The organism is Algibacter sp., assembly GCF_039977455.1.
Taxonomy (GTDB): domain Bacteria; phylum Bacteroidota; class Bacteroidia; order Flavobacteriales; family Flavobacteriaceae; genus Algibacter_B.
Genome location: NZ_JBDWDG010000022.1, coordinates 264,182 through 285,985, shown reverse-complemented (window position 1 = coordinate 285,985; position 21,804 = coordinate 264,182). Strand labels below are relative to the sequence as shown.

Annotated in this window: 16 protein-coding genes; 6 read left to right on the top strand and 10 right to left on the bottom strand. The window is 33.5% G+C overall.

Annotation, left to right across the window (positions count from 1 at the left end; genetic code table 11):
* Window positions 1-16 precede the first annotated feature (16 nt).
* The gene (locus tag ABJM36_RS10165) at window positions 17-835 is read left to right on the top strand and encodes a hypothetical protein (protein WP_348451336.1); all 819 of its coding nucleotides are present in this window, start codon (window positions 17-19) and stop codon (window positions 833-835) included.
* Here ABJM36_RS10165 and ABJM36_RS10160 read toward each other — a convergent pair.
* From ABJM36_RS10160 to ABJM36_RS10140, 5 genes are all read right to left on the bottom strand, one after another.
* On the bottom strand, window positions 828-1,088 hold the full coding sequence (locus ABJM36_RS10160) for a hypothetical protein (RefSeq protein WP_348451335.1): 261 nt from the start codon (window positions 1,086-1,088) through the stop codon (window positions 828-830). The two genes, ABJM36_RS10165 and ABJM36_RS10160, sit on opposite strands and share 8 nt — an antisense overlap.
* A gap of 1 nt (window position 1,089) precedes the next feature.
* Window positions 1,090-1,641, bottom strand: coding sequence for a sigma-70 family RNA polymerase sigma factor (locus tag ABJM36_RS10155; protein WP_348451334.1), 552 nt, complete (start codon window positions 1,639-1,641; stop codon window positions 1,090-1,092).
* Window positions 1,642-2,026: 385 nt separating this feature from the next.
* Window positions 2,027-4,060, bottom strand: a complete 2,034-nt coding sequence (locus ABJM36_RS10150; protein WP_348451333.1) for a M3 family metallopeptidase — start codon at window positions 4,058-4,060, stop codon at window positions 2,027-2,029.
* Window positions 4,061-4,208: 148 nt separating this feature from the next.
* On the bottom strand, window positions 4,209-4,691 hold the full coding sequence (gene purE / locus ABJM36_RS10145) for a 5-(carboxyamino)imidazole ribonucleotide mutase (protein WP_348451741.1): 483 nt from the start codon (window positions 4,689-4,691) through the stop codon (window positions 4,209-4,211).
* 65 nt (window positions 4,692-4,756) lie between these two features.
* The gene (locus ABJM36_RS10140) at window positions 4,757-5,914 is read right to left on the bottom strand and encodes a 5-(carboxyamino)imidazole ribonucleotide synthase (RefSeq protein ID WP_348451332.1); all 1,158 of its coding nucleotides are present in this window, start codon (window positions 5,912-5,914) and stop codon (window positions 4,757-4,759) included.
* A gap of 202 nt (window positions 5,915-6,116) precedes the next feature.
* On the opposite strand from ABJM36_RS10140, the gene ABJM36_RS10135 reads away from it, so the two are divergent.
* The 3 genes from ABJM36_RS10135 (at window position 6,117) to ABJM36_RS10125 (ending at window position 9,148) form a co-directional block, all read left to right on the top strand.
* On the top strand, window positions 6,117-7,226 hold the full coding sequence (locus tag ABJM36_RS10135) for an adenylate kinase (RefSeq protein ID WP_348451331.1): 1,110 nt from the start codon (window positions 6,117-6,119) through the stop codon (window positions 7,224-7,226).
* A gap of 175 nt (window positions 7,227-7,401) precedes the next feature.
* Entirely contained in the window at window positions 7,402-8,400 is a 999-nt protein-coding gene (gene obgE / locus ABJM36_RS10130; protein ID WP_348451330.1) for a GTPase ObgE, read from the top strand.
* 223 nt (window positions 8,401-8,623) lie between these two features.
* On the top strand, window positions 8,624-9,148 hold the full coding sequence (locus ABJM36_RS10125; protein ID WP_348451329.1) for a DUF4136 domain-containing protein: 525 nt from the start codon (window positions 8,624-8,626) through the stop codon (window positions 9,146-9,148).
* Here ABJM36_RS10125 and ABJM36_RS10120 read toward each other — a convergent pair.
* The 3 genes from ABJM36_RS10120 to ABJM36_RS10110 form a co-directional block, all read right to left on the bottom strand.
* Window positions 9,145-10,533 carry a M64 family metallopeptidase gene (locus tag ABJM36_RS10120; protein ID WP_348451328.1) on the bottom strand — a complete coding sequence of 463 codons (1,389 nt, stop codon included), beginning with the start codon at window positions 10,531-10,533 and terminating at the stop codon, window positions 9,145-9,147. The genes ABJM36_RS10125 and ABJM36_RS10120 overlap by 4 nt on opposite strands.
* Window position 10,534: 1 nt before the next feature.
* Entirely contained in the window at window positions 10,535-11,026 is a 492-nt protein-coding gene (locus ABJM36_RS10115; protein WP_348451327.1) for a hypothetical protein, read from the bottom strand.
* Between the two features lie 408 nt (window positions 11,027-11,434).
* The gene (locus tag ABJM36_RS10110; protein ID WP_348451326.1) at window positions 11,435-17,503 is read right to left on the bottom strand and encodes an MG2 domain-containing protein; all 6,069 of its coding nucleotides are present in this window, start codon (window positions 17,501-17,503) and stop codon (window positions 11,435-11,437) included.
* A 209-nt stretch (window positions 17,504-17,712) separates the two neighbouring features.
* On the opposite strand from ABJM36_RS10110, the gene ABJM36_RS10105 reads away from it, so the two are divergent.
* Window positions 17,713-18,663, top strand: coding sequence for a tetratricopeptide repeat protein (locus ABJM36_RS10105; RefSeq protein ID WP_348451325.1), 951 nt, complete (start codon window positions 17,713-17,715; stop codon window positions 18,661-18,663).
* A gap of 269 nt (window positions 18,664-18,932) precedes the next feature.
* A complete protein-coding gene (locus tag ABJM36_RS10100; RefSeq protein ID WP_348451324.1) occupies window positions 18,933-20,288 on the top strand; it encodes a Mur ligase family protein in 1,356 nt (451 codons plus the stop codon).
* Window positions 20,289-20,431: 143 nt separating this feature from the next.
* On the opposite strand, the gene ABJM36_RS10095 is transcribed toward ABJM36_RS10100, so the two are convergent.
* On the bottom strand, window positions 20,432-20,950 hold the full coding sequence (locus tag ABJM36_RS10095) for a nuclear transport factor 2 family protein (RefSeq protein WP_348451323.1): 519 nt from the start codon (window positions 20,948-20,950) through the stop codon (window positions 20,432-20,434).
* A 160-nt stretch (window positions 20,951-21,110) separates the two neighbouring features.
* Entirely contained in the window at window positions 21,111-21,710 is a 600-nt protein-coding gene (locus ABJM36_RS10090; protein WP_348451322.1) for an FMN-binding negative transcriptional regulator, read from the bottom strand.
* Window positions 21,711-21,804: the final 94 nt, after the last annotated feature.

The window sequence follows — 21,804 nt, the reverse complement described above, 5'->3', positions numbered from 1 at the left end:
TACTTACATTTGCTTTATGCAGTTTTTAAAGCAACTTTTAAACTTTTATATTAACAGTAGTGTTCACGTAGCTCTTGGGGTGGTTTCATTAACGTGGATTACATTTTTAACCGTTGAGATTCCTACTAGTAAAATCGTTTTACTTTTTTTGTTTTTTGCTACGATTACGGGCTATAATTTTGTAAAGTATTTTGGGATAGCAAAATTTCATCATAGGCGGTTAACTAATTGGCTAAAATGGATTCAAGTTTTATCTTTTATCTGCTTTATATTAATGTGTTATTACGCACTAAAACTAGAAATTAGGACTTACCTTTTCCTTTTTATTTTTGCTTTGTTAACCATTTTGTATGCTATTCCTGTATTATCAAAACAAAAAAGTAATTTAAGAAGTGTAAGTGGTATTAAAGTTTATTTAATAGCCTTTGTTTGGGCAGGTGTAACGGTTTTTGTACCTATTATAAATACTGATTATCCAATTAATACAGATGTGGTTATACTGGCTATACAGCGATTTTTGTACGTACTTGTATTAATGCTACCTTTCGAGATACGAGATTTAAAGTTCGATGCCATTAACCTCTCTACAATACCACAGAAACTAGGAGTTAAAAAAACTAAAAAACTGGGAGTTCTATTTTTATTGACTTTTTTAGGTTTAGAATTTCTAAAAAATGAGACAAGTTCAAAAATAATTTTTCCCCTACTAATTATTGCTATGGCAACAGCTTTATTTGTACGGCTTAGTAAAATAGAACAAAATAAATATTATAGTTCTTTATGGGTAGAAGGCTTGCCAATATTATGGCTGTTTTTAATGTTTGTGTTTAATTAGAAATTTCTTTTAAAGCCTTATTGAAATCTTCTTTCATGGCATCTTTACACTTTTTATCTAAGCACTCCACTTCAGCTTTTTTAATAGTTTTAGTAAGTTTTGCGTTATTAGATGAATATTTTCTACACGCTCTACAAAAAAGTAAATGCAAGCTTAGCAATATTTTTTCCCGTAAACTGGCATTCTTGTACTGCGTTTTATCACAAACATGATTAGCTTCCTCGCAAGGAATCATAAATTTTATATTACTCATATTAAAACCAATTTTCTTTTAAACATTCTGCCAAAGCAGTTCTTGCTCTATGGATTATAACCCAAAGATTAGACGCCGAAATATTTAATTCATTACAAATTACTTCTGTTTCGTAACCAAGTATGGTTTTCATTTTAAAAACTTCAGATTGTTTTGTTGGTAGTTTACTCAAACAATTATGTATGGCGTCACCTAATTCATTGTTTTGTAACGAATCTTCTGCGGTTTTATCAAAAGGATCTGCAACACGTTCTTCTAGCCAATCGCCTTCACTTTCACTATCATTATAATTAATTCGTACTTCGGCTTTACCTTTGTTAGAGTTAATTTTACGGTAGTGATCTATAATTTTTCGTTTTAAAATTGAAATTAGCCAAGTACGTTCACTAGCCTCTCCCTTAAAGTTTTTCATAGATTTTAAACCCGCCAAAAACGTGTCTTGCACCAAATCTTGAGCTTTTTCTCGGTCACTAACACGCGAAATGGTGTAGTTAAAGAGGTAATCTGAATAAAGATCAATCCATTTATTAGGATCAATTTGGTGGTTGAGCATTGTAGTGTCGTGTTTTCTATAAGTTTCAAAAATAAGCTAAAAAAATGAATTTATATAAATGTTGTTTTAGTACCTAACAAAAATATTTTGGGGTTAGCCAATAGGGTGGGGCTATGCGTTGCAAGTCCTCGCTTATGCGCTAGGGCGAAAAAGCTGTGGGCTTTCCACTGCTATCCCTAGCGTAGACATCCGTTTACTAAAATAGTACTTTCGAAGTTTTTACTATTTGGAACATGTAATAATATAATTGCCAAAACGCCGTATATGACATCTGGATAGAAGGGCATAAAACGAGTCTTTTAAGTTTTAAACTTTCAGCAATTATTGAAAATTTGTGGTAAAAAGAAAAACTAATCGTTAAGATTCAGCTTTCCTTTTTAATAATTTATATCAATCCAGCACGTCTTAATAGTGCTTCAGGTTTTGGTTCTTGCCCTCTAAAACGTTTGTAAAGCGTCATTGGGTTTTCTGTTCCGCCTCGGCTTAGCACGTTGTCTTTAAATTTTGTGGCAACCGTTTTATTGAAAATGCCTTCTTCCTTAAAATATTCAAAGGCATCTGCATCTAAAACTTCGGCCCATTTATAACTATAATAGCCTGATGAATATCCGCCCTGAAATATATGAGAAAATGCAGTACTCATGCAGGTTTCTTTGGTTTCAGGATATAGAGATGTGTTTTTAAATATTTCCGTCTCAAAAGCTTTTACATCTGTAATTTGGATTGGGTCTTGACCATGCCAACTCATATCTAATAAGCCAAAACTTAATTGACGTAAGGTTTGCATTCCTTCATGAAAAGTCGCCGATTCTTTTATTTTTTTTACCAATTCCATTGGGATAACTTCTCCGGTTTCATAATGCGTAGCAAATAGCTCTAGGGCCTCCTTCTCGAAACACCAGTTTTCCATAACTTGGCTTGGTAATTCTACAAAATCCCAAAATACACTAGTGCCAGAAATGCTAGGGTAGGTGGTGTTTGCTAACATACCATGAAGTGCATGTCCAAATTCGTGGAATAGAGTTGTTACCTCATTAAAAGTTAGTAACGAAGGTTTGGTTTTTGTTGGTTTTGTAAAGTTGCATACTATAGAAACGTGTGGTCTGCTGTTTTCACCATTTAAAATGTATTGTGGTTTGTATGATGTCATCCACGCGCCATTACGTTTTCCTGGTCTTGGGAAGAAATCGGCATAAAAAACGGAAATAAAGTCCCCTTTGGTGTTTGTAACTTTATAGGTTAACACATCGTCGTGGTATTTATCAATCGTATCAATTTCTTCAAATTTTAAATCGAATAATTTATTAGCTATGGTAAAAGCGCCATCAATTACGTTTTCTAGTTTGAAATAAGGTTTAAGCTTTTCGTCATCTAAACTGTATAATTTTTGTTTTAGTTTTTCCGAATAATAAGGGCCATCCCATTTTTCCAAGCGATCAATATTATCTAGGTCCTTAGCAAAGTTTTCAAGGTTTTTGAATTCACGTTCTGCAGCGGGTTTAGCTTTTTCTAATAATTCATTCGAAAAATTAAGAACAGTTTCAGGCGTTTCTGCCATACGTTCTTCTAAAACAAAATGCGCATGTGTTTGGTAGCCTAATAAATTGGCGCGCTCGTGTCTAAGTTTTGTGATTTGTAATACGTTATCTTTATTATCTAATTCGTCATTTTTAAATGCTTTACTACCTGCCGCTAAAGTTATTTTTTTTCTAAGTTCTCTGTTATCAGCATAGGTTACAAATGGAATATAACTTGGGTAGTCTAATGTAAATAACCAACCTTCTTTATCTTTAGATTCTGCTAATTGTTTTGCTGCTTCTATGGTGCCTTCTGGTAGTCCAGATAAATCAGATTCATCTGAAATAAGCATTTCAAACTTGTTAGTTTCAGCTAAGACATTTTCACCAAATTTTAAGCTTAACTGACTTAGTTTTTTATCAATTTCTCTAAGCTTAACTTTTTTGCCCTCCGGTAGGTTGGCTCCGTTTCTAGAAAAGCCTTTATATTTTTTATCCAGAAGTGTGGATTGTTCTTCTGTTAAATTTAATTCCGATTTAGATTCATAAACAGCTTTAACACGTTTAAATAAATCTTCATTTAATGTAATATCATTGCTAAACTCTGAAAGTAAAGGCGATACTTCTTGGGCTATCTTTTGAATGTCTTCATTAGTTTCAGCAGAATTTAAATTAAAGAAAATGCTAGAAATTCTATCTAATTGTTCTCCAGAAAAATCTAGAGCAACAATAGTATTTTCAAATGTAGGCTGGTCAGGATTATTTACAATGGTATCAATCTCATTTTTAGCCATTTTTATAGCCTCTGTTATGGTAGGTAGGTAGTCAGAGGTTTCAATTATTCTAAAAGGAGGTGTGTTATATTTAGTTTTAAACGGTGTAAGTAGAGTTTTTTTTATCATTTCCTTAATGAATGTGTTAAAAATAAAATTTACTATGTATGCATAGTAAATTTTATATATTTTTGCAGTCGATAATACGAAGAGTGACTAACTCAAAAGAATTATTTGTTAATAGCTGAAAAGCCCTGAATAACTTCGGGGCTTTTTTTTATTTTAAATCTTTAGCAGATTCGTTTACTTTTATTTTAAGTCCTTCTTTATAGGCTATGATTTTGTCTAGGACACATTTGTCGCTAGTTCCTATAATTTGAGCCGCAAGAATTCCAGCGTTTTTTGCACCGTTTAAAGCTACGGTTGCTACAGGAACGCCACCTGGCATTTGTAAAATAGAAAGTACGGAATCCCAACCATCAATAGAGTTACTGCTTTTTACAGGCACACCAATTACAGGTAAAGGCGATAAAGAAGCAATCATTCCAGGTAAATGTGCAGCACCACCAGCACCAGCTATTACAACAGCAAAACCTCTGGTGTGAGCGTTTTTACCATAATCAAATAATTTTTCGGGTGTACGGTGTGCCGAAACAATATCTACTTCAACTTCAATATCAAAACCTTTTAAGATGTCTATGGCATCTTGCATAACAGGAAGATCACTCTTGCTTCCCATAATAATTCCTACTTTCATAATAATTACAATGTTTTAAATTACAAAACCCCAATTTTACCATTCGGAATTTTGTTTTCTTTTAGTATTTATTCGCTTATAACTTTTATACTATTCTTGACTAATTCCGCAACCCGTCTCGCTTCATTTAAATCTTCATTCACAATGGTTACGTGTCCCATTTTTCTAAATGGTCGAGTTTGTTTTTTACCGTAAATATGTGGAGTTACACCATCTAGTTTCATTATGTTTTCAATGTTTTGATACACTACGTTTCCTGTGTAACCTTCTGCTCCAACTAGGTTTACCATTACGCCGCCAACTTTACTGTCGGTTCTTCCTAAAGGTAAATCTAATATTGCTCTAATATGTTGTTCAAACTGGGAGGTGTAACTAGCTTCTATGGTTTGGTGTCCAGAATTATGAGGTCTTGGAGCAACTTCATTAACTAGAATGTCGTCATTTTCTGTTTGAAACATTTCAACAGCCAATAAGCCAACATGATTAAATGCTTTTGATGTTTTTAAAGCCACTTCTTCGGCTTTTTTTGCAACGCTATCAGGAATTCTAGCCGGACAAATTACGTATTCTACTTGATTAGCTTCTGGGTGAAATTCCATTTCAACCACAGGATAAGTTTTTATTTCTCCCGATACGCTTCTTGCAACAATAACAGCCAATTCATTTTTAAAAGGAATTAGTTCTTCGGCAATACATTCGCCTTTTGGCAAACCCTCAAGATCCTCTAATTTCCTAACCACTTTAACGCCATTACCATCATAGCCAAATTGAGCAGCTTTCCAAACAAAAGGAAAATGCAACCCACCATTTATAACAGTATCTTCTATTTCAGATAAATAGGCAAACCTTGTAAACTCTGAAGTTGGGATATTTTGGTCGCGATAAAATAATTTTTGCTTGGCTTTGTTTTGAATTTGCCGTAGTGTTTTTGAAGCAGGATACACCTTTATGCCTTCTTTTTCAAGCGTTTCTAAGGCGTCAACGTTTACGTTTTCTATTTCGATAGTTAAAATGTCAACCTGTTTTCCAAAATTATATACGGCATCGTAATCCATTAAGTTTCCTAAATGGAATTCATTACTAGCTATCTTAGAAGGTGCCTCATTACTAGAGTCTAAAACCGTGGTGTAAATATCAAACTTTCTAGTGTTGTAAAGTAGCATTTTGCCTAATTGACCACCACCAAGAATACCAAGTTTAAAATTTGAAGAAAAATAATTTGTCATGATTTTACTGCTAATAAGCTATTAAAGTTATGCAAAAATACACTTAAATCTTAAATTAGTTGTCATATCATAAATCAAAAAAAGGGAATGCCTAATAAAAGGGTGATATGTATGTTTTATTCTTTTTTATACGTCAATTTCAGCTAAAAACTAAATGTATTAAGTATATTGATTATCTTTGCAACTTTAAAAATTATTACCCTTGATAAAGCTACACGATAAAAATTTTAAACCCTTTGTTTCTGCCAAAGAAATAGATGCTGCTTTACAACGTATGGTTGATGAAATAGCGAAAGATGTAGGCGATGAAATACCTGTATTTGTAGGTGTTTTAAATGGCTCGTTTATGGTGGTTAGCGATTTTGTGAAAAAGTACCCTAACCCTTGTGAAGTAACCTTTATTAAATTAGCATCTTATGAGGGAGTTAAATCGAGCGAGGACATTCAAAGGCTAATTGGTTTAACCCAAGATTTAACAGGGCGAACCGTAATTATTTTAGAAGATATTATTGATACGGGAAAAACGCTTTTTGAAATTCATAGAATTTTTAAAAATGAAAAGGTAAAGGCATTAAAAATAGCAACTTTATTTTACAAGCCCGAAGCGTATAAAAAAGATTTTAAATTACATTATATAGGTATTGAAATTCCCAACAAATTCATAGTAGGTTACGGCTTAGATTATGATGGTCTAGGGAGAGATTTGCCTGAAGTATATCAAATTAAACAAACTCAACACATGACTAACTTAGTATTATTTGGCCCTCCAGGAGCAGGTAAAGGAACACAAGCAGAATTTTTAAAAGAGAAATATAATTTAGTACATATTTCAACAGGTGATGTATTTAGATACAACATGAAAAATGATACTGCTCTAGGTATGTTGGCCAAATCTTTTATTGAGAAAGGGCAGTTGGTTCCAGATCAAGTGACTATCGATATGTTAAATGCTGAGGTTGAAAAAAATGCCGATGCCAAAGGATTTATTTTTGATGGTTTTCCACGTACTAACGCACAAGCGGAGGCTTTAGATAAGTTAATGGATAGTAAAGATTCTCAAATTAATGCCATGATAGCTTTAGAAGTTGACGATGAGGTTTTAGTAAAACGTTTACTTGAAAGAGGTAAAACTAGCGGAAGAAAAGATGATGCCGATGAAACTGTTATTAGAAATAGAATTAAAGTGTATTATGACGAAACAGCCATTTTAAAAGATTATTACGCAGCTCAAAATAAATATTTTGGGGTTGACGGTATTGGCGGTATCGAAGAAATTACAGAACGCTTAAGCGCTGTAATCAATAAATTATAAATTTCTACACAAGTAGGAATCTCATTATTAAAAACTATAACTTTTAAAATAGAAGTTATAGTTTTTGTATTTTTAATATAAACTTAAAGTATTACAGAAGGTTTAAAATTAAAAGGAGTACAGCCGGTGGTTGTACGGTGTTTTAGTTTTATATGTTCAATAAAAATAAATTACTATGACTGAGGGAAACTTTGTAGACTACGTAAAAATGTTTGTGTCTTCCGGAAATGGAGGTAAAGGCTCTGTGCATTTACATCGCGAAAAATATATTACAAAAGGTGGTCCAGATGGAGGAGATGGTGGTCGTGGAGGTCATGTTATTGTTCGCGGAAAAGCAAATTTGTGGACATTGCTGCATCTTAAATTTAAAAAACATAGTAGAGCAGGACATGGTGAGCATGGAAGTAGTGGTCGTAGTTTTGGAGCCGATGGCGAAGATGTTTATATCGATGTGCCATTAGGAACTGTAGTTAGAGATACAGAAACGAATAAAATTCTTTTCGAAATTACTTTTGATGGCGAGGAAGTTATATTAGCTAGAGGAGGTAAAGGTGGATTAGGCAACTGGCACTTTAAGAGTTCTACCAACCAAACACCACGTTACGCACAACCAGGTATTCCTATGGAAGAAAAGTACGTAACTATGGAGTTAAAAGTACTTGCTGATGTTGGTCTGGTAGGGTTTCCAAATGCTGGAAAATCAACTCTACTGTCTGTAGTTACATCGGCAAAACCTAAAATTGCCGATTACGAGTTTACAACACTTAAACCTAATTTAGGTATTGTAAAGTATCGTGATTTCCAAACGTTTGTCATGGCAGATATTCCTGGAATTATCGAAGGTGCTGCCGAAGGTAAAGGTCTTGGACATTATTTTTTACGACATATAGAACGAAATTCTATACTGTTATTTATGATACCTGCCGATGCCGAAGATATTAGAAAACAATACGATATTCTGCTGGATGAACTCCGTCGTTATAACCCAGAAATGCTAGATAAAGAGCGCATTATCGCCATATCAAAATGCGATATGCTCGACGAAGAGTTACAGGCAGAAATGAAAACCGAACTCGATAACGAACTACCAATTCCATACATGTTTATATCTTCTGTGGCTCAAAAAGGCATCACCGAGCTTAAAGACGTTTTATGGAAAATGTTGAACGATTAATATATTTTGGGCGTTACCACAAGGGTCGGGCTTTACACTATATCTTTTTTATAACGTTATAGCGAGGGCTAAGGACGTGGCTTTATATTAATTATTAGTTTAAAACAAAGTTCAGATCTTGTTAAATAAAAAAGGATACCGTTTCAATCCCTAACGCAACAGCATACCTAAAATTCAACATTGGAATAATTTTTGATTAATTTTATAAATAAAAGAACCTGTTATGAAATTTCTAAAAATTGCTGTTCTAGCTTTCTTAATCGTGTCCTGTGCACCTATTCGTGTAAATTACGATTACGATAAAACAACTAGCTTTAATACTTACAAAACCTACCAATATTATGCCGAAATGCAAACCGGTTTAAGCGAACTAGATACCAAACGTTTATTAAACGCTATAGATGCAAAAATGCAATCCAAAGGATTTAGTTTTTCCGAAACTCCCGATTTTTTTATCGACATTAAAAGTCAAGAATATCAGGAGCCACAACGGCAAACTGTTGGTGTTGGCGTGGGTGGCGGTGGCGGAAACGTTGGCGGTGGTATATCTATAGGCTTACCAATTGGTCAGGCTAATGTAAACCGACAAATCACTATCGATTTTGTAGACGAAAATAAAAAGCAACTCTTTTGGCAGGCCATTAGCGAATCTAGTTTTAACCCAAACGCCACACCCCAAAAACGAGAAGAACGCTTAAATGCCATTGTAGAAAAGGTTCTAAATAGTTACCCTCCAGAAAGTAATTAATTTTTAATAAACCTTTTATTAGCTATTAATACATTATTAGAATAGAAGTTTGTAATGTAAACACCGGTACTTAAATCGCTAATATTTAGCTGTTTTGTTTCAAAGTTAGAAAGACGAGTCTGTTTAATTTTTTTACCTTCCATGCTCATTATTTCAATCTTTAAATCTGAAATCGATGGGCTTTCAAATTCTATATTTAAAATATTGGTTGTTGGGTTGGGGTAAAGTGATATGTTATAATTATTAGCTACACTTTCAATGTCCTCAACTCCAAGTGTAGAATAATTTATCGTCCAAGTTACTGTATATACATGAAAGCTTTCATGATTATCTACTCTTAAAAATGAAGAATTATCATGAATAATGGTAGTTAAGGTGTTAACGCCTTCAACCAAATCAGACTCAAGTAACGCGACATCGTCAACATTACTAGCAAAACTTTCAGCATTAAGTGTCCATTCACTTTCTAATGTATTTGGATTGGGTTTAATCAAATGGAGCTCAAAATCTATTGGAAACGTTGGGTTGTTAACCGTATTATCTGGAGTATAACTATCTATTGGGGAAATTAAACTATGAATTTTTTCAATAATACCTTCTTTACAAACCGAACAAAAAGGATAGCCTAAATAACGCATTTTACAATATTGATGGGGTCTAAACCATGTAGCTTGGCTTCCGGAACTTCCATAGGCGTATTGGCCAACACCATTTGTACCTATCCAATTTTTCCATTTAACAGCTTCAGCATTTGTTTCTTGGGTCATGTTTATGGCTTCGCCAGCTAAACTATCACCGGGATAGTATTCGTCTTTTAGATCAAAAAGAGAATGCCCTAATTCGTGAATCACAATTTCATCGGCACTTGTACCTGTTGATGAAACTGCATAAGCACCACCAGCACCACCATACTCAGGAGAATTCACTATAATAATAGGTTGGTCATATTCTGGTAAATGGTCGGCTAAAATACTATAAATCGTATTGGAATTATAGGTGTAAAGTAACCTGTGATAGCCTCCAGTATCAAATGAGGTATTAAAATGTGTGTCAACTTCTACAACATCAATTACCGGTTCTGTTACATCGGTAGCAGTTCCAGGGTGGTCGGTACCACTTTCGGTCGATGGTACTTTAATGGCGTAAACATTAAAGTAATCGGCATATTCTTTAAACGGACTTTGGCTAAACATAGAATTTGTAAAGCTTGTAGCGTTTTCAATAAATGTATTCAATTCTGAAGCCGTGTAGCCATCACCCATAAATACTAAATTAATGCGCTTGCTGTTATCTCCTGTAACTTTTATTGATTCTACATCAAACTCTTGGGCAGAAACCCAAAGCGCATTACAGATAAGTATTAAAAAGCAGAAAATAGATTTCATACTAGTGTATTGGAGTTTTAATGAGGGGCGTAATTTTAGCAAAGTTACTAATTGTTATGTATTTCGTTCTATTTTGTAGTTGTAACCTAATGGAGAACTGCGCTTTATCGGTTTTTATAACTTTTGTTTTAAAATTTTTGGACTCATCGACAAATTCAATAGTTCTTGATAATGGGTTTTTTATAAGTTGCTGCTTTAATATTTTAGATCTTTTATTTAGCTCACTTAATATTAAATCCCCTTCAATGCCTTGATCAATTGGTAAAATAATTTGCTTTTTTAATTTAGCTTCAACTACTTTTTTATTAATAAATTGAATCGTTCTGTTTCCGTTTATATCCTTTTCAATGGTATAATTTAGAAATAAAATTTGTGGAGTGCTGTTAATTTCAGTTCCGTTTTTAAAAGTAGATTTACTGTTTTTACATCCAGAAAATAACCAAAGACATGCCAATAAAAGTAAAGTTATTTTAGAAGTAGCTGAATTTTGCAAAATGATTATGTAATGAATTTGGGTTTACATTCTTCAAAGTTAAGCATAAAAAAAGAGGATTTAATAACCTTTTTTTTATAAAACCATATTTAACTAAGTAAGCTTTTGTAATTGTAGCCATATAAAACTGCTATATTTAATACTTATAAAACTAAAGTTCCAGGAATACTTTCTAGCTCTAAAGTGTCATGAAATAATATACACAATTACCGATATACTTATTAGTAGTATTAAAGCAGCAAATTTGTTAAAAATTAAGGCTAACCCTGTAACGATTTCACCATGGGCAACAAAGGTTATTGTTTTTGATTTAGTAGTGTATTTTAGTTAGTAATTTGAAACATGGTAAGTTGTTTATAAAACTATTTTTAGCTTGGTCGTAGCGTGGTGTTCTAATTAATAAACTTTTTATTTAATGCTAATTCTAACCCCCTCACTATGGCTGCTAAACTCTGGTGCATACATACTTTGAATGGTTGTAATGCCATTACTCATATTACCTGCGTTATTGACTCGTAAATCATATTCAAAAACATAAACCCCTTTTTGTAAATAGTCAAAAAAGAAGTTTGTTGACGTATCTTTTGTGCTTTCATAATAACCTAAACCATCTTGCCATTTGTATTTTGATATAACATTTACGGGCTCTAATCCAGAGGCACGCATGTCTTTCATGTGTAAAAATTCCATGTTTCTATCGCTTCGTAATTCAATTCTAACACGAACCAAGTCACCAACCTTTAATTCGGTTTCAGAATTAATTTCTGAAATTACTTCACCAGTATCTGTATTACTTTTTAAAAATAACTTTTTGCTAAGCTTAAGTGGTGTTTTAGCAGTGGTTATTTTATCTAAATCTTCAAAATATTGCCAATATAAACTTCCCCAAGCAATGCCTTTTCCTTTTTTAGAGATTTTAACCTCGCCCATTTCTGGTTTTATTTCGGCAGTATTCCAAGCTGTTTTGTAATAACCTGTTCCTGCTTCAATTTTTACATTTTCCAATTTTGAAGGTGCTATGGCTTGTCCACCAATAACCACATCTACCATATCGGTAATAGATAACCAATCGTTGCCTTGAAGCAGCAATGCGTATACCGCTTCGGTAGTTGCTTTGGTCGTTTTCCAACGGTTGGTTTGCTTATTTTTAAGTAACCAAATTTTTAGGTTATCAATAGTTTCGGTATCATTTTCAATTTCACCAAAGGCCTCAATTAATAAGGCTTGGGTTTCAATTGGTGCTTGATACCAATGCCATGAATTGGTGTTGGCTTTCCAATACATACCTAATGCTTCTGAAGTGATACTTGTTTCTTTAAGCGATTTTAAAATTTTTGAAGCCGTTTTAACATCGCTATTTCTATGGGATACCAAAGCCATTAATCCTTTAGAGTATAACGAGCGGTTTAACCAATAGTTTTTTATTTGTGTTTGGTAGTAGTTAATAATGGTTTCAACCTCATTTGATTTTTTAACGTTGCTATAAAAGCTTCGCATGTATAAATAATGTAATTGGGTGTAGCTTAAATGATCTTTACTTAAATCGACGTTTTTGTTATATTTTTTAAGGTCTTTATATTCTTTAACAAATTCATTATCTAGATATGAAATGGCATTTTCTATCATTTTTGAATGTGGATGAGTTTTAACATTCAACTTATTTAAATGCCCAAACCCAGTAACGATATGCTGTGTAATGTATCTGTTTTCATAGCCGCCATTAAACCAAGCCCAAGCACCAGAAGACAATTGATTGCTTTCTAATTTTTTGATAGCCGATTGTAATTCATTATTCATTTTATTTAAATCGAATAATAAGGCAATGCGTTTTTTCTGTTCTGTTTCGCTTTGTGCATCACGTAGCCAAGGGGTTTCTTGAATTAAAATAGATTTTAATTCTTCATTCTTTTCTAAGTTAGAAAGTAAAGCATCGGTATTTCTCCATTGATTAAACACCTCCTGTATTCTTGGGTTTGAATTTGCAATATGGCTGGCCAAAGCATTTGCGTAATACCTTGAAAATGTTTGCTCGTTACACTCATAAGGATACTCCATTAAATAAGGTAAAGCCTGCACAGCATACCATGCAGGGTTGGAAGCCATCTCTAAAGTTAACCTGTGGTTTGTAAGCGATGTTGAGGTGTTAGTCATCAACTTATCTAAAGTGAATGTTTTGGTTTGATTGCTTTTAATCCACATGGGTAAGGTTTCGGTAACCAACATACGGTTACTTAAAACAGGTAATGCATTTTGCTCACCATCACTAAACGTTTCAGATTTTGCAATAATTTTATATTGTACAGCTTGCAGATTTACAGGAATGTTTAAAGTCCATGATACTTGCGTGTTACCATTGGCATTAACGGTAAATGCTTGGTTGTTTTCTGAATTACCAAGATCAGAATCAATAGCTTTTCCTGAAATAGCATCGGTTAATAATAACATAGCTTGCCCTGATAATTGGCTTTCAGTAAGATTAGCAATTTTTGTACTTATGGTAATGTTATCGCCTTCGCGTAAAAAACGAGGCGTATTAGGAATGACCATCAACTCTTTTTGGGTAACTGTGCTAAATGTTTGCGTTGCGTTTTCTAAAGTTTTAGTATGTGCTAATAGTTGCAATTTCCATTGTGTTAAAGCTTCGGGTGTTGTAAAGCTGAAACTTATATTTCCTTTTTCATCTGTTTTTAACTGCGGAAAAAAGAATGCTGTTTCTTGTAGATTTTTACGAATTTGGATATTGCCGAAGGTTGGCTTAGCTTCATTATAATCATCATTTAAAATCACCTCGTCATTTAGTTTTTGCATTGGGGCAGATGCTAATTCTTCTTTATTCGAGCTAAATGCAACAGATGCAGTATCTTCTAACAGGGTTTCTTCGATTTCCAACTCATCTGAAACCACTTGAATTCCTCGAGCTTGACCGCTTAATGTTTTAGAAACACTAGAAGATCTTCGATATCTTAAATCATGGTCATAACCAAATCTAAAACCAAACCAATTCCATTGGTCGTATTGTTGTTGAGGGTAACTAACTCCAGATCCCATCTGATAAACTTTAAAATTTTGAATGCCAAAACTTTGGTTTGCTCTTCTGTAACTATAAGCGCTATATATTCTGTTTTTAATCGGGTTAAAGTTCCAGTTGTGCTGTTTAAATTGGTCTAACGAGGCGTCGTACATGCTTGCCAATAGCTCGGAGCTTATTTTTTCGCCATCAGGCCCTTTAATTTTAAATTGCCAAGTTTCATCGATTCCGGGTTGTAATTTATTTCTAAATGTCAGGGTTTCAATTTTCAAATTAGTATTTGGGTAAGGCACCGAAATAGCTAGAGAGCCCGACTGGAAACTATTAAAAGCAGCAAAACTATAATGCACAACAAAACCACCTAAATCATCTTTTGTAACGGGAATTGAAATGGTGTTTTTATTAGCGTTTAGTTTTATGATTTCTGTTTTGATAATGTTTCTGTTTTTCTCAATTGAAACGGTAACCGAAATATTATCGGCTGCAGAACCCATCGTAATACTAGCCGTATCTCCAATTTTATATGCTGTTTTATTAGTTGATATAGAAAATAGTTGATTATCAGCAGGCACTTTATCAGCGGTACTAAACAAGGTGGTTTTAGCTTCGTCTTTTACCAATTGGCCAAATTTATCTTTGCTTTCTAAAGTGATAACATATTCACCGGATTGCCATTTTTTAATTTTACCAAGGGCAATGGTTTTGGTCTTTTTTGTATTAAATGATTGTTCTAAAACCAACTCACCTTTATCCCAGTTACTAGAATTGTGCTCATTTTTATAAGCTTCGTGTGGGAACAAATCTTTAAAAACGGTTTCGGAGATTTCTTGATAGTCTGGAGCATTCCATGGGCGTGCTCGTAATACCGAATTAGGCGCTTTTAGTTTGTACATTTTTATAGTACCTGTAGCAGGAACAAACTCTCCATTTAAGTTTTTGGTGTCAATAGTGATTTTATGGGTGTTATCACTTTTATCCAATATATTTTCAATACTTAAATTGGCAAGTAAAGCGTGATAGCCAACGTTTATAACTGTTGTAGCACGTCTTGTTTCACCATTTAAATCGGTAACATCGGCAGTAACTTCATAATTAAAAACGGGTAGGGTATTTTTATTTACACTTTGGTCAGGAATAGCTTTAAAAGTAATTTCAAACTCGCCATTGGCGTTGGTAATCGTTTCGCCATGCGTAATTTCTTGTGGTTCGCTATTTATATAAGGTCTGTACCAAAAGTACCAACGTGGATATTGCACTTTTCGGTGCACACGATATACTACTTTAGCATCTGTAATGTTGTTTCCTGTATAAGCTAAAGCATTTCCTTTTATGGTAATTTCGTTGTTAATTTTATAAGTTTCGGTAACCGGTGTAAATTTAGCTTCAAACTTTGGGCGTTTGTATTCCTCAACAGAAAAACTAGTAGTACTTCTTAAATATTTCTTAGAATCTGTATTAAATTCCAAACGATACATACCGGTTAATCCGTTATTTGGTAAAATAAATTCGCCAGCAACAGATCCAAATTCGTTAGTTTTAAATTCTAGTGTTTTAAGTACTTCATTATTTACATTGTATAATTTGGCATAAACCGACTCATTTGCTAAAACCTCAGATTTGCCATCAAAAGTTTCCATGGCAATGGCTTTGAAATATACGGTTTGTCCTGGTCTGTAAATACTACGGTCCGTAAATAAAAAGGACTTATAGGATGTTTTTTCTTCAGGCTGGTTATAGGTTTTATTAATATAAAATTCGCCAAAGTAAGCGACATCATCAGCATTTTGTACTTTTAAATTAACGTTTCTATACCAACTTTTGTCCTTGCTAATTTTAATTTCTCCAAGGTTGTTAGTGGTATAGGTTTTAGAAGTTATTTTATTAACTTTTGTGGAGTATGAGACCTCCACCTTAGTATTGGGAAGTGGTTCCCCATTATTTCGGTCAATAATTTGAAATATTTTATGGTCTAAAGCCTCGGTTTCTACAAAAGCTATATTAGTTGCTTGTAATTTAGCAAAGGCAAAAGTATCTTCATTCTCTTCAATAAATCCAACAATTAAATATCTGCCAGAATTAAGATTAGGTATAAAAACCTCTGTAGTATGTGTTTGGTAATCGGCTTCGTTTCTTAAATTACTTTTCCAAATTTTATTGGCATACAAGTTTTTAATAAATAGACGTTGCTCATCTTCTCTATAGATGTTTGAAAAGGTTTCATATTGTTTTTCCGATATCTTATATGCATTAAATTTAATGGCATTTAGGTTTTTATATCGGAGTAATAATCGAGCATTTTGTTGAATGGGTAAAAAGTTTTCAGTCGTAATTTGAAACGAGAATTGCTCAATTTGAGATTTTAAAATTGCACATTTTTCGGCTCCTTTACTTTTTGGGAATTTTGAAATTACTTGATTACATAATTCAAGAGCGTCTTTAGCTTTCCATCGATGTTTCTCATTCGTATTTGGCTGATAGGTGAGACTTTGTTGATAGTAAATAGAGGCGATTTCAAAATCATATAAACCAGATACTTCCTGATTTTTTATGCGGTCACCTTCAATTTTAAAAGCCTTTAATAAAAGCGCTTCACTATCTGAAAAAGTAGCATATTCCTTTACAAATTTTAAGCGTTCAATATTTACTTGTGCTAATGCTAGTGGCGATTCATCTTTCAAATGAAATCGAATTAAATCTTTATATATTTTTAATGCATTAAATTGTAACGATGTGGTGTCTTTAGACTCAATTTTTAATATTGAAAACGTTTCTGCGTCAGTTAAAAAATCAGCATTATCAATTTCGAATTTATAAGCAGGTTTAGTAATTTGTGTTTCGTTAGTCTTATAAAATTCCAAGGCATTATGGCTTAAAAAATCAAATAAGGTAGGGCGGTAAATTTTAGAATCTATTTGCTCATGTAATAAAACATTATAGTTTTCTAAAGCTTCTTGCTGTAGCATTAAACCATTTTCTAACGAGTTCTGATAGTGTAAATGGATTTCATTAAACAGCGTTTGTAAATCCCAAGTTCTAAAATCGGTAGTATCAACTTTTTTAGCAGTTTTTGTTCTATTATAAAATTGCCATCTGTATTGGTTAAAATACCGCCAGTACAAATTAACTAATATGTTTTCTAGAATATTTTTGGTTGGAAATTCACTAGCGGCAATTTTAGTTTGTAAGTCGTTAATAATGTTAAGCTGCGCATCTTCTTCTAAAACTAACGCATACTTACTTTTATAAAGCATGGCTTTTATTACTTGGGAATGGTTATCTGCTTTGGTAGCCTGTTTTTCAATAGCTTCAACCATTGTTAAGGCCGATTTTGTTAAACCATCAACTTCAAAATTCTCAACTTTTGTCCATAAATCTTCGTAGTTAGGATTTTGAGCTTGAGTAAAGGTTGAAAATAGTATAATCATAAATAGAACTAGTGAATGCTTCATGTGTGTAATTTTATCTCTAAAATAAATTCAAATTCCGTTCCAAAAAAACAATAAATTAGTAAATAGCGAATTTGGATGAGGGAAGTTAAGCAATTTGAAAGTAAAATCGAGTCTATCGATATTACAAAAAAGATAAATCCTTAAGATTATCTTAACTTGAAAACTCACTAATAGTCAAAAGCTTATTTTTGTAAACCTAAACTTTAATTATGCCAAAAGTATTGCTCCTTTTTCTTTTTCCAATAATGTGTTTTTCGCAGGTTAAACTTGATGAAGTTCAATTATTTTTTCAGCAAAAAGAGTTTATAAAAGCAGAAAATCAACTTATAGAATTTTTAAAAACACATCCCGATAATTTAAAAGCTACCGAGCTTTTAGGAGATGCTTATGGCCATCAAAAAAAATGGGATCAGGCCATATTAGAATACAAAAAACTAGTCGATTTTAAACCAAAAATAGCCAATTATCATTACAAATACGGTGGTGTTTTGGGTATGAAAGCCTTACAAAATAAGCTTAAAGCCATAGGTTTAATTGGCGATATTAAAAGTGCATTTACCACGGCGGCTCAATTGGATAAAAACCACATTGAAACCCGTTGGGCTTTAGTAGAGCTGTACATGCAACTGCCAGGTGTTTTTGGGGGTAGCAAGAGTAAGTCGTTACACTATGCTCAAGAACTGGAAAATCTATCGAAGGTGGATGGTTACTTAGCAAAAGGCTATGTTTACGAATATGATAACGAACCAGAATTAGCCGAAAAGTATTATAAAATGGCCATTCAAACAGGCGGTTCATTAACCTGCTTTAATAAACTTTCTGCCTTATACGAAAAGGAAAAACAACCCGAAAAGGCCATAAAAACTATCGAGGAAGCCCAACAAAAACACCAACGGAATGCCCTGCATTATCAGATAGGAAAGGTGGCAGCAGAGTATAATATTGAGCTTCAAAAAGGCGAACAATGTTTGCAAACTTATATCGAGAATTATTCCGAGTCCGATGGCGTTCCAAAGGCGTGGGCACACTACCGTTTGGCACAAATAAATGTGTATAAAAATAACAAAGAAGCGGCCTTAAAATATATCGATTTAGCTATAGCACAACTGCCAAAAATTAAACCATTTAAGGAAGAAAAACAGAAAATTTTAAATTTGTAATATTTGGGCGCCCGCCTGCCGGTAGGCAGGTTACTACACCCTTCGTCTGTGATCAGGAAAGGCGGTCGGGCTTTTCGTTACAAGTACTCGCACCTCCTTCGTCGGGCTGTGAGCTATCCGCTACAATCCCTAACGCGGGCATACCTGTTAATTCGGTTTTTCAATAAAAAATCGTTACGTTTTGCGCTTTTACTATACATTTTTTTAACACCAATCAACTAATCCATAAATAATTTGGAAATTGATTTTTGTAGTTTGATATTTGTTTCATGAACGTACATTTTATAGCCATTGGCGGAGCAGCAATGCATAATTTAGCACTTGCTTTACATAATAAAGGATATCAAGTAACCGGAAGTGACGATACTATATTCGATCCGTCCAAATCTAGATTACAAGCCAAAGGGTTATTGCCAGAAACCTTTGGTTGGTTTCCAGAAAAAATAACCGCTAATTTGGATGCTATAGTTTTAGGTATGCACGCTAAAGCCGATAATCCTGAGTTGCTAAAGGCTCAAGAATTAGGGCTTAAAATTTATAGCTACCCAGAGTTTTTGTACGAGCAATCCAAACATAAAACCCGTGTAGTTATTGGAGGAAGTCATGGTAAAACAACAATAACATCAATGATTTTGCATGTAATGCATTATCACGATCGCGAAGTCGATTATATGGTTGGCGCGCAATTAGAAGGTTTCGATGTTATGGTAAAACTTACCGAACACAACGATTTTATAGTGTTAGAAGGTGACGAATATTTAAGCTCGCCCATAGACAGACGACCAAAATTTCACTTATACAAACCCAATATTGCTTTGTTAAGCGGTATCGCTTGGGATCATATTAATGTATTTCCAACCTACGAAAACTACGTAGAGCAGTTTAGCCTTTTTGTAGATTCTATTGTAAGCGGTGGAAGCATTAATTACAACGAAGAAGACCCAGAAGTTAAACGCGTAGTTGAATCTAGCGACAACACCATAAGAAAAATAGCCTACCAAACTCCAGAATACACCGTAGAAGATGGACAAACACTTCTGGAAACTCCCGAAGGCGAATTGCCTATTGAGGTTTTTGGTAAACACAATTTAAATAACCTTGCAGGTGCCAAATGGATTTGTCAACATATGGGAATAGACGAGGATGATTTTTATGAGGCTATTTCTACATTTAAAGGCGCTAGTAAACGTTTAGAGAAAATTGCAGAAAGTAAAACTAGTGTAGCCTATAAAGATTTTGCACACTCACCAAGTAAGGTAGAAGCTACTACAAATGCGGTTAAAGAACAGTATAAAAACCGTACGGTTGTAGCCTGTTTAGAATTACACACCTACAGTAGTTTAAATGCCGAATTTTTAAAAGAATATAAAGGCGCTCTTGATGCAGCCGATCTTGCAGTGGTGTTCTATTCACCACATGCCGTAGAAATTAAAAAACTTGAGGAGGTTACCCACGAGCAAATAGCAAATGCGTTTCAGCGCGACGATTTAATTATTTACACCAACCCAGACGATTTTAAAAACTTTTTATTCTCACAAAATTTTGATAATAAAGCCTTGTTATTAATGAGTTCTGGTAATTATGGTGGTTTAGATTTTGATGCTGTTAAGGGGTTGATTGATTAAAATTTTAGGGATGTTCGTTTAACGCTTGGTATATGGTTAGTTGCTAGTCTCGTGCAACTAATTTTCAAAAGGAATCCGAACGTTAGGAAAACCGGCAGGATATTCTGAATAACCCTGACCAGAGCAATTAATTATATACGTTTTTAACTTTCTTCTTTTTTCAGAGGTGAATGATGTTCACTCACGATTTTCCATCCGTTATCCGTCTTCACGAATAACAACGAAATTTGGTCGTTTACAACTACAAGGTCTTCACCAAATTTGAGATGAAAATCAGAATGAAAAGTTAAATTGGCTACATCACCATACACGGCAACTAACATATCTTTGGTGTCGAATTTCACAACTTCGGTTACAGCTCCAAATGTATTGCGTTCAAATTCTTCATTAGCCTTACTTCCATTGCGTGGTTCGCCATTTTTAAATTCAGTAAACTTTGGACTATATGCATGGAAAGCAATTAGTTTATCCATATCTCCTTCTTTAAGACTTTGAACAATACCATCCCAGGTGTCCAGTAATTCTTGTTTTGCCTCAGGAAATTCATCATTAATCAAATCTACTTTTACTTCTTCAACTTCCTCTTTTTCTACCTTTTCTTTACAACTTGTAACTACAATTCCGAAAATCATAATCATTACAAATATCAATTTTGTTTTCATAATGCTGTATCTAATTGGTTAATAGTTGGTTATAAAGATATGAAATTATAAATTAGTAGGAATTCGAGAATGTGCTACAATGCAAAGACAAGTTTCCGCTTTAATGAAACTTATCGATTGTTAAATGAATTTGGTTGATTAGTCTTAAAAATTAAAGTTTTCAAACCTCAAAGCAACTGCCTAAAAAAGTCTCAATACTTTCTTGGTTAGCTCTTACCAATTCTGCTCTAGCATTTTCGATATCTTCAGGTTTTTTATCTTGTGAGAGTTTAAATTTACCTTCCCAAGAATCAATAGAAATCTCAAACATTTCAATATAATTAAGATAGCCATTCATACTTTTATTATCCGGATCTAAAACATATTTGTGGTCTGGGGCTTCAAGAAATTCAGTCATTGTAATTAACGATTGTTTTAAAGCGTCTTTGCTTTCAATAGTTTTCACTTTGCCTTTTAAATGTACTTTAATGTAATTCCAGGTTGGTAATTGTTTGGTGGTATAAATACTTGGTGAGATATAGCATTGCGGGCCAGAAAATATAATAGTGATGTCGTTACCATTTTTTAAAAGTTCTGCCTGTGGGTTGTTCATATCAATATGCCCAATAAGTTTACCGCTTTCATTGTAAATTAAAGGCAAGTGCGTTATTAATGGCGTATTATCTTTAACCGAAATTAATGTGGCCAATGGATAGGTTTTAATCACTTCAATAAGGTGACTGATATCGTTGTCTTGATGATGTTTTGGAGGATAGCTCAATGCTTTTGTTGTTTTGTCTTGCCCCTGGAATGAAAGGAAACTTAAGATTTTTGATTGCTGATTTTTGATTTATAAATTTACAATATTTATCTTT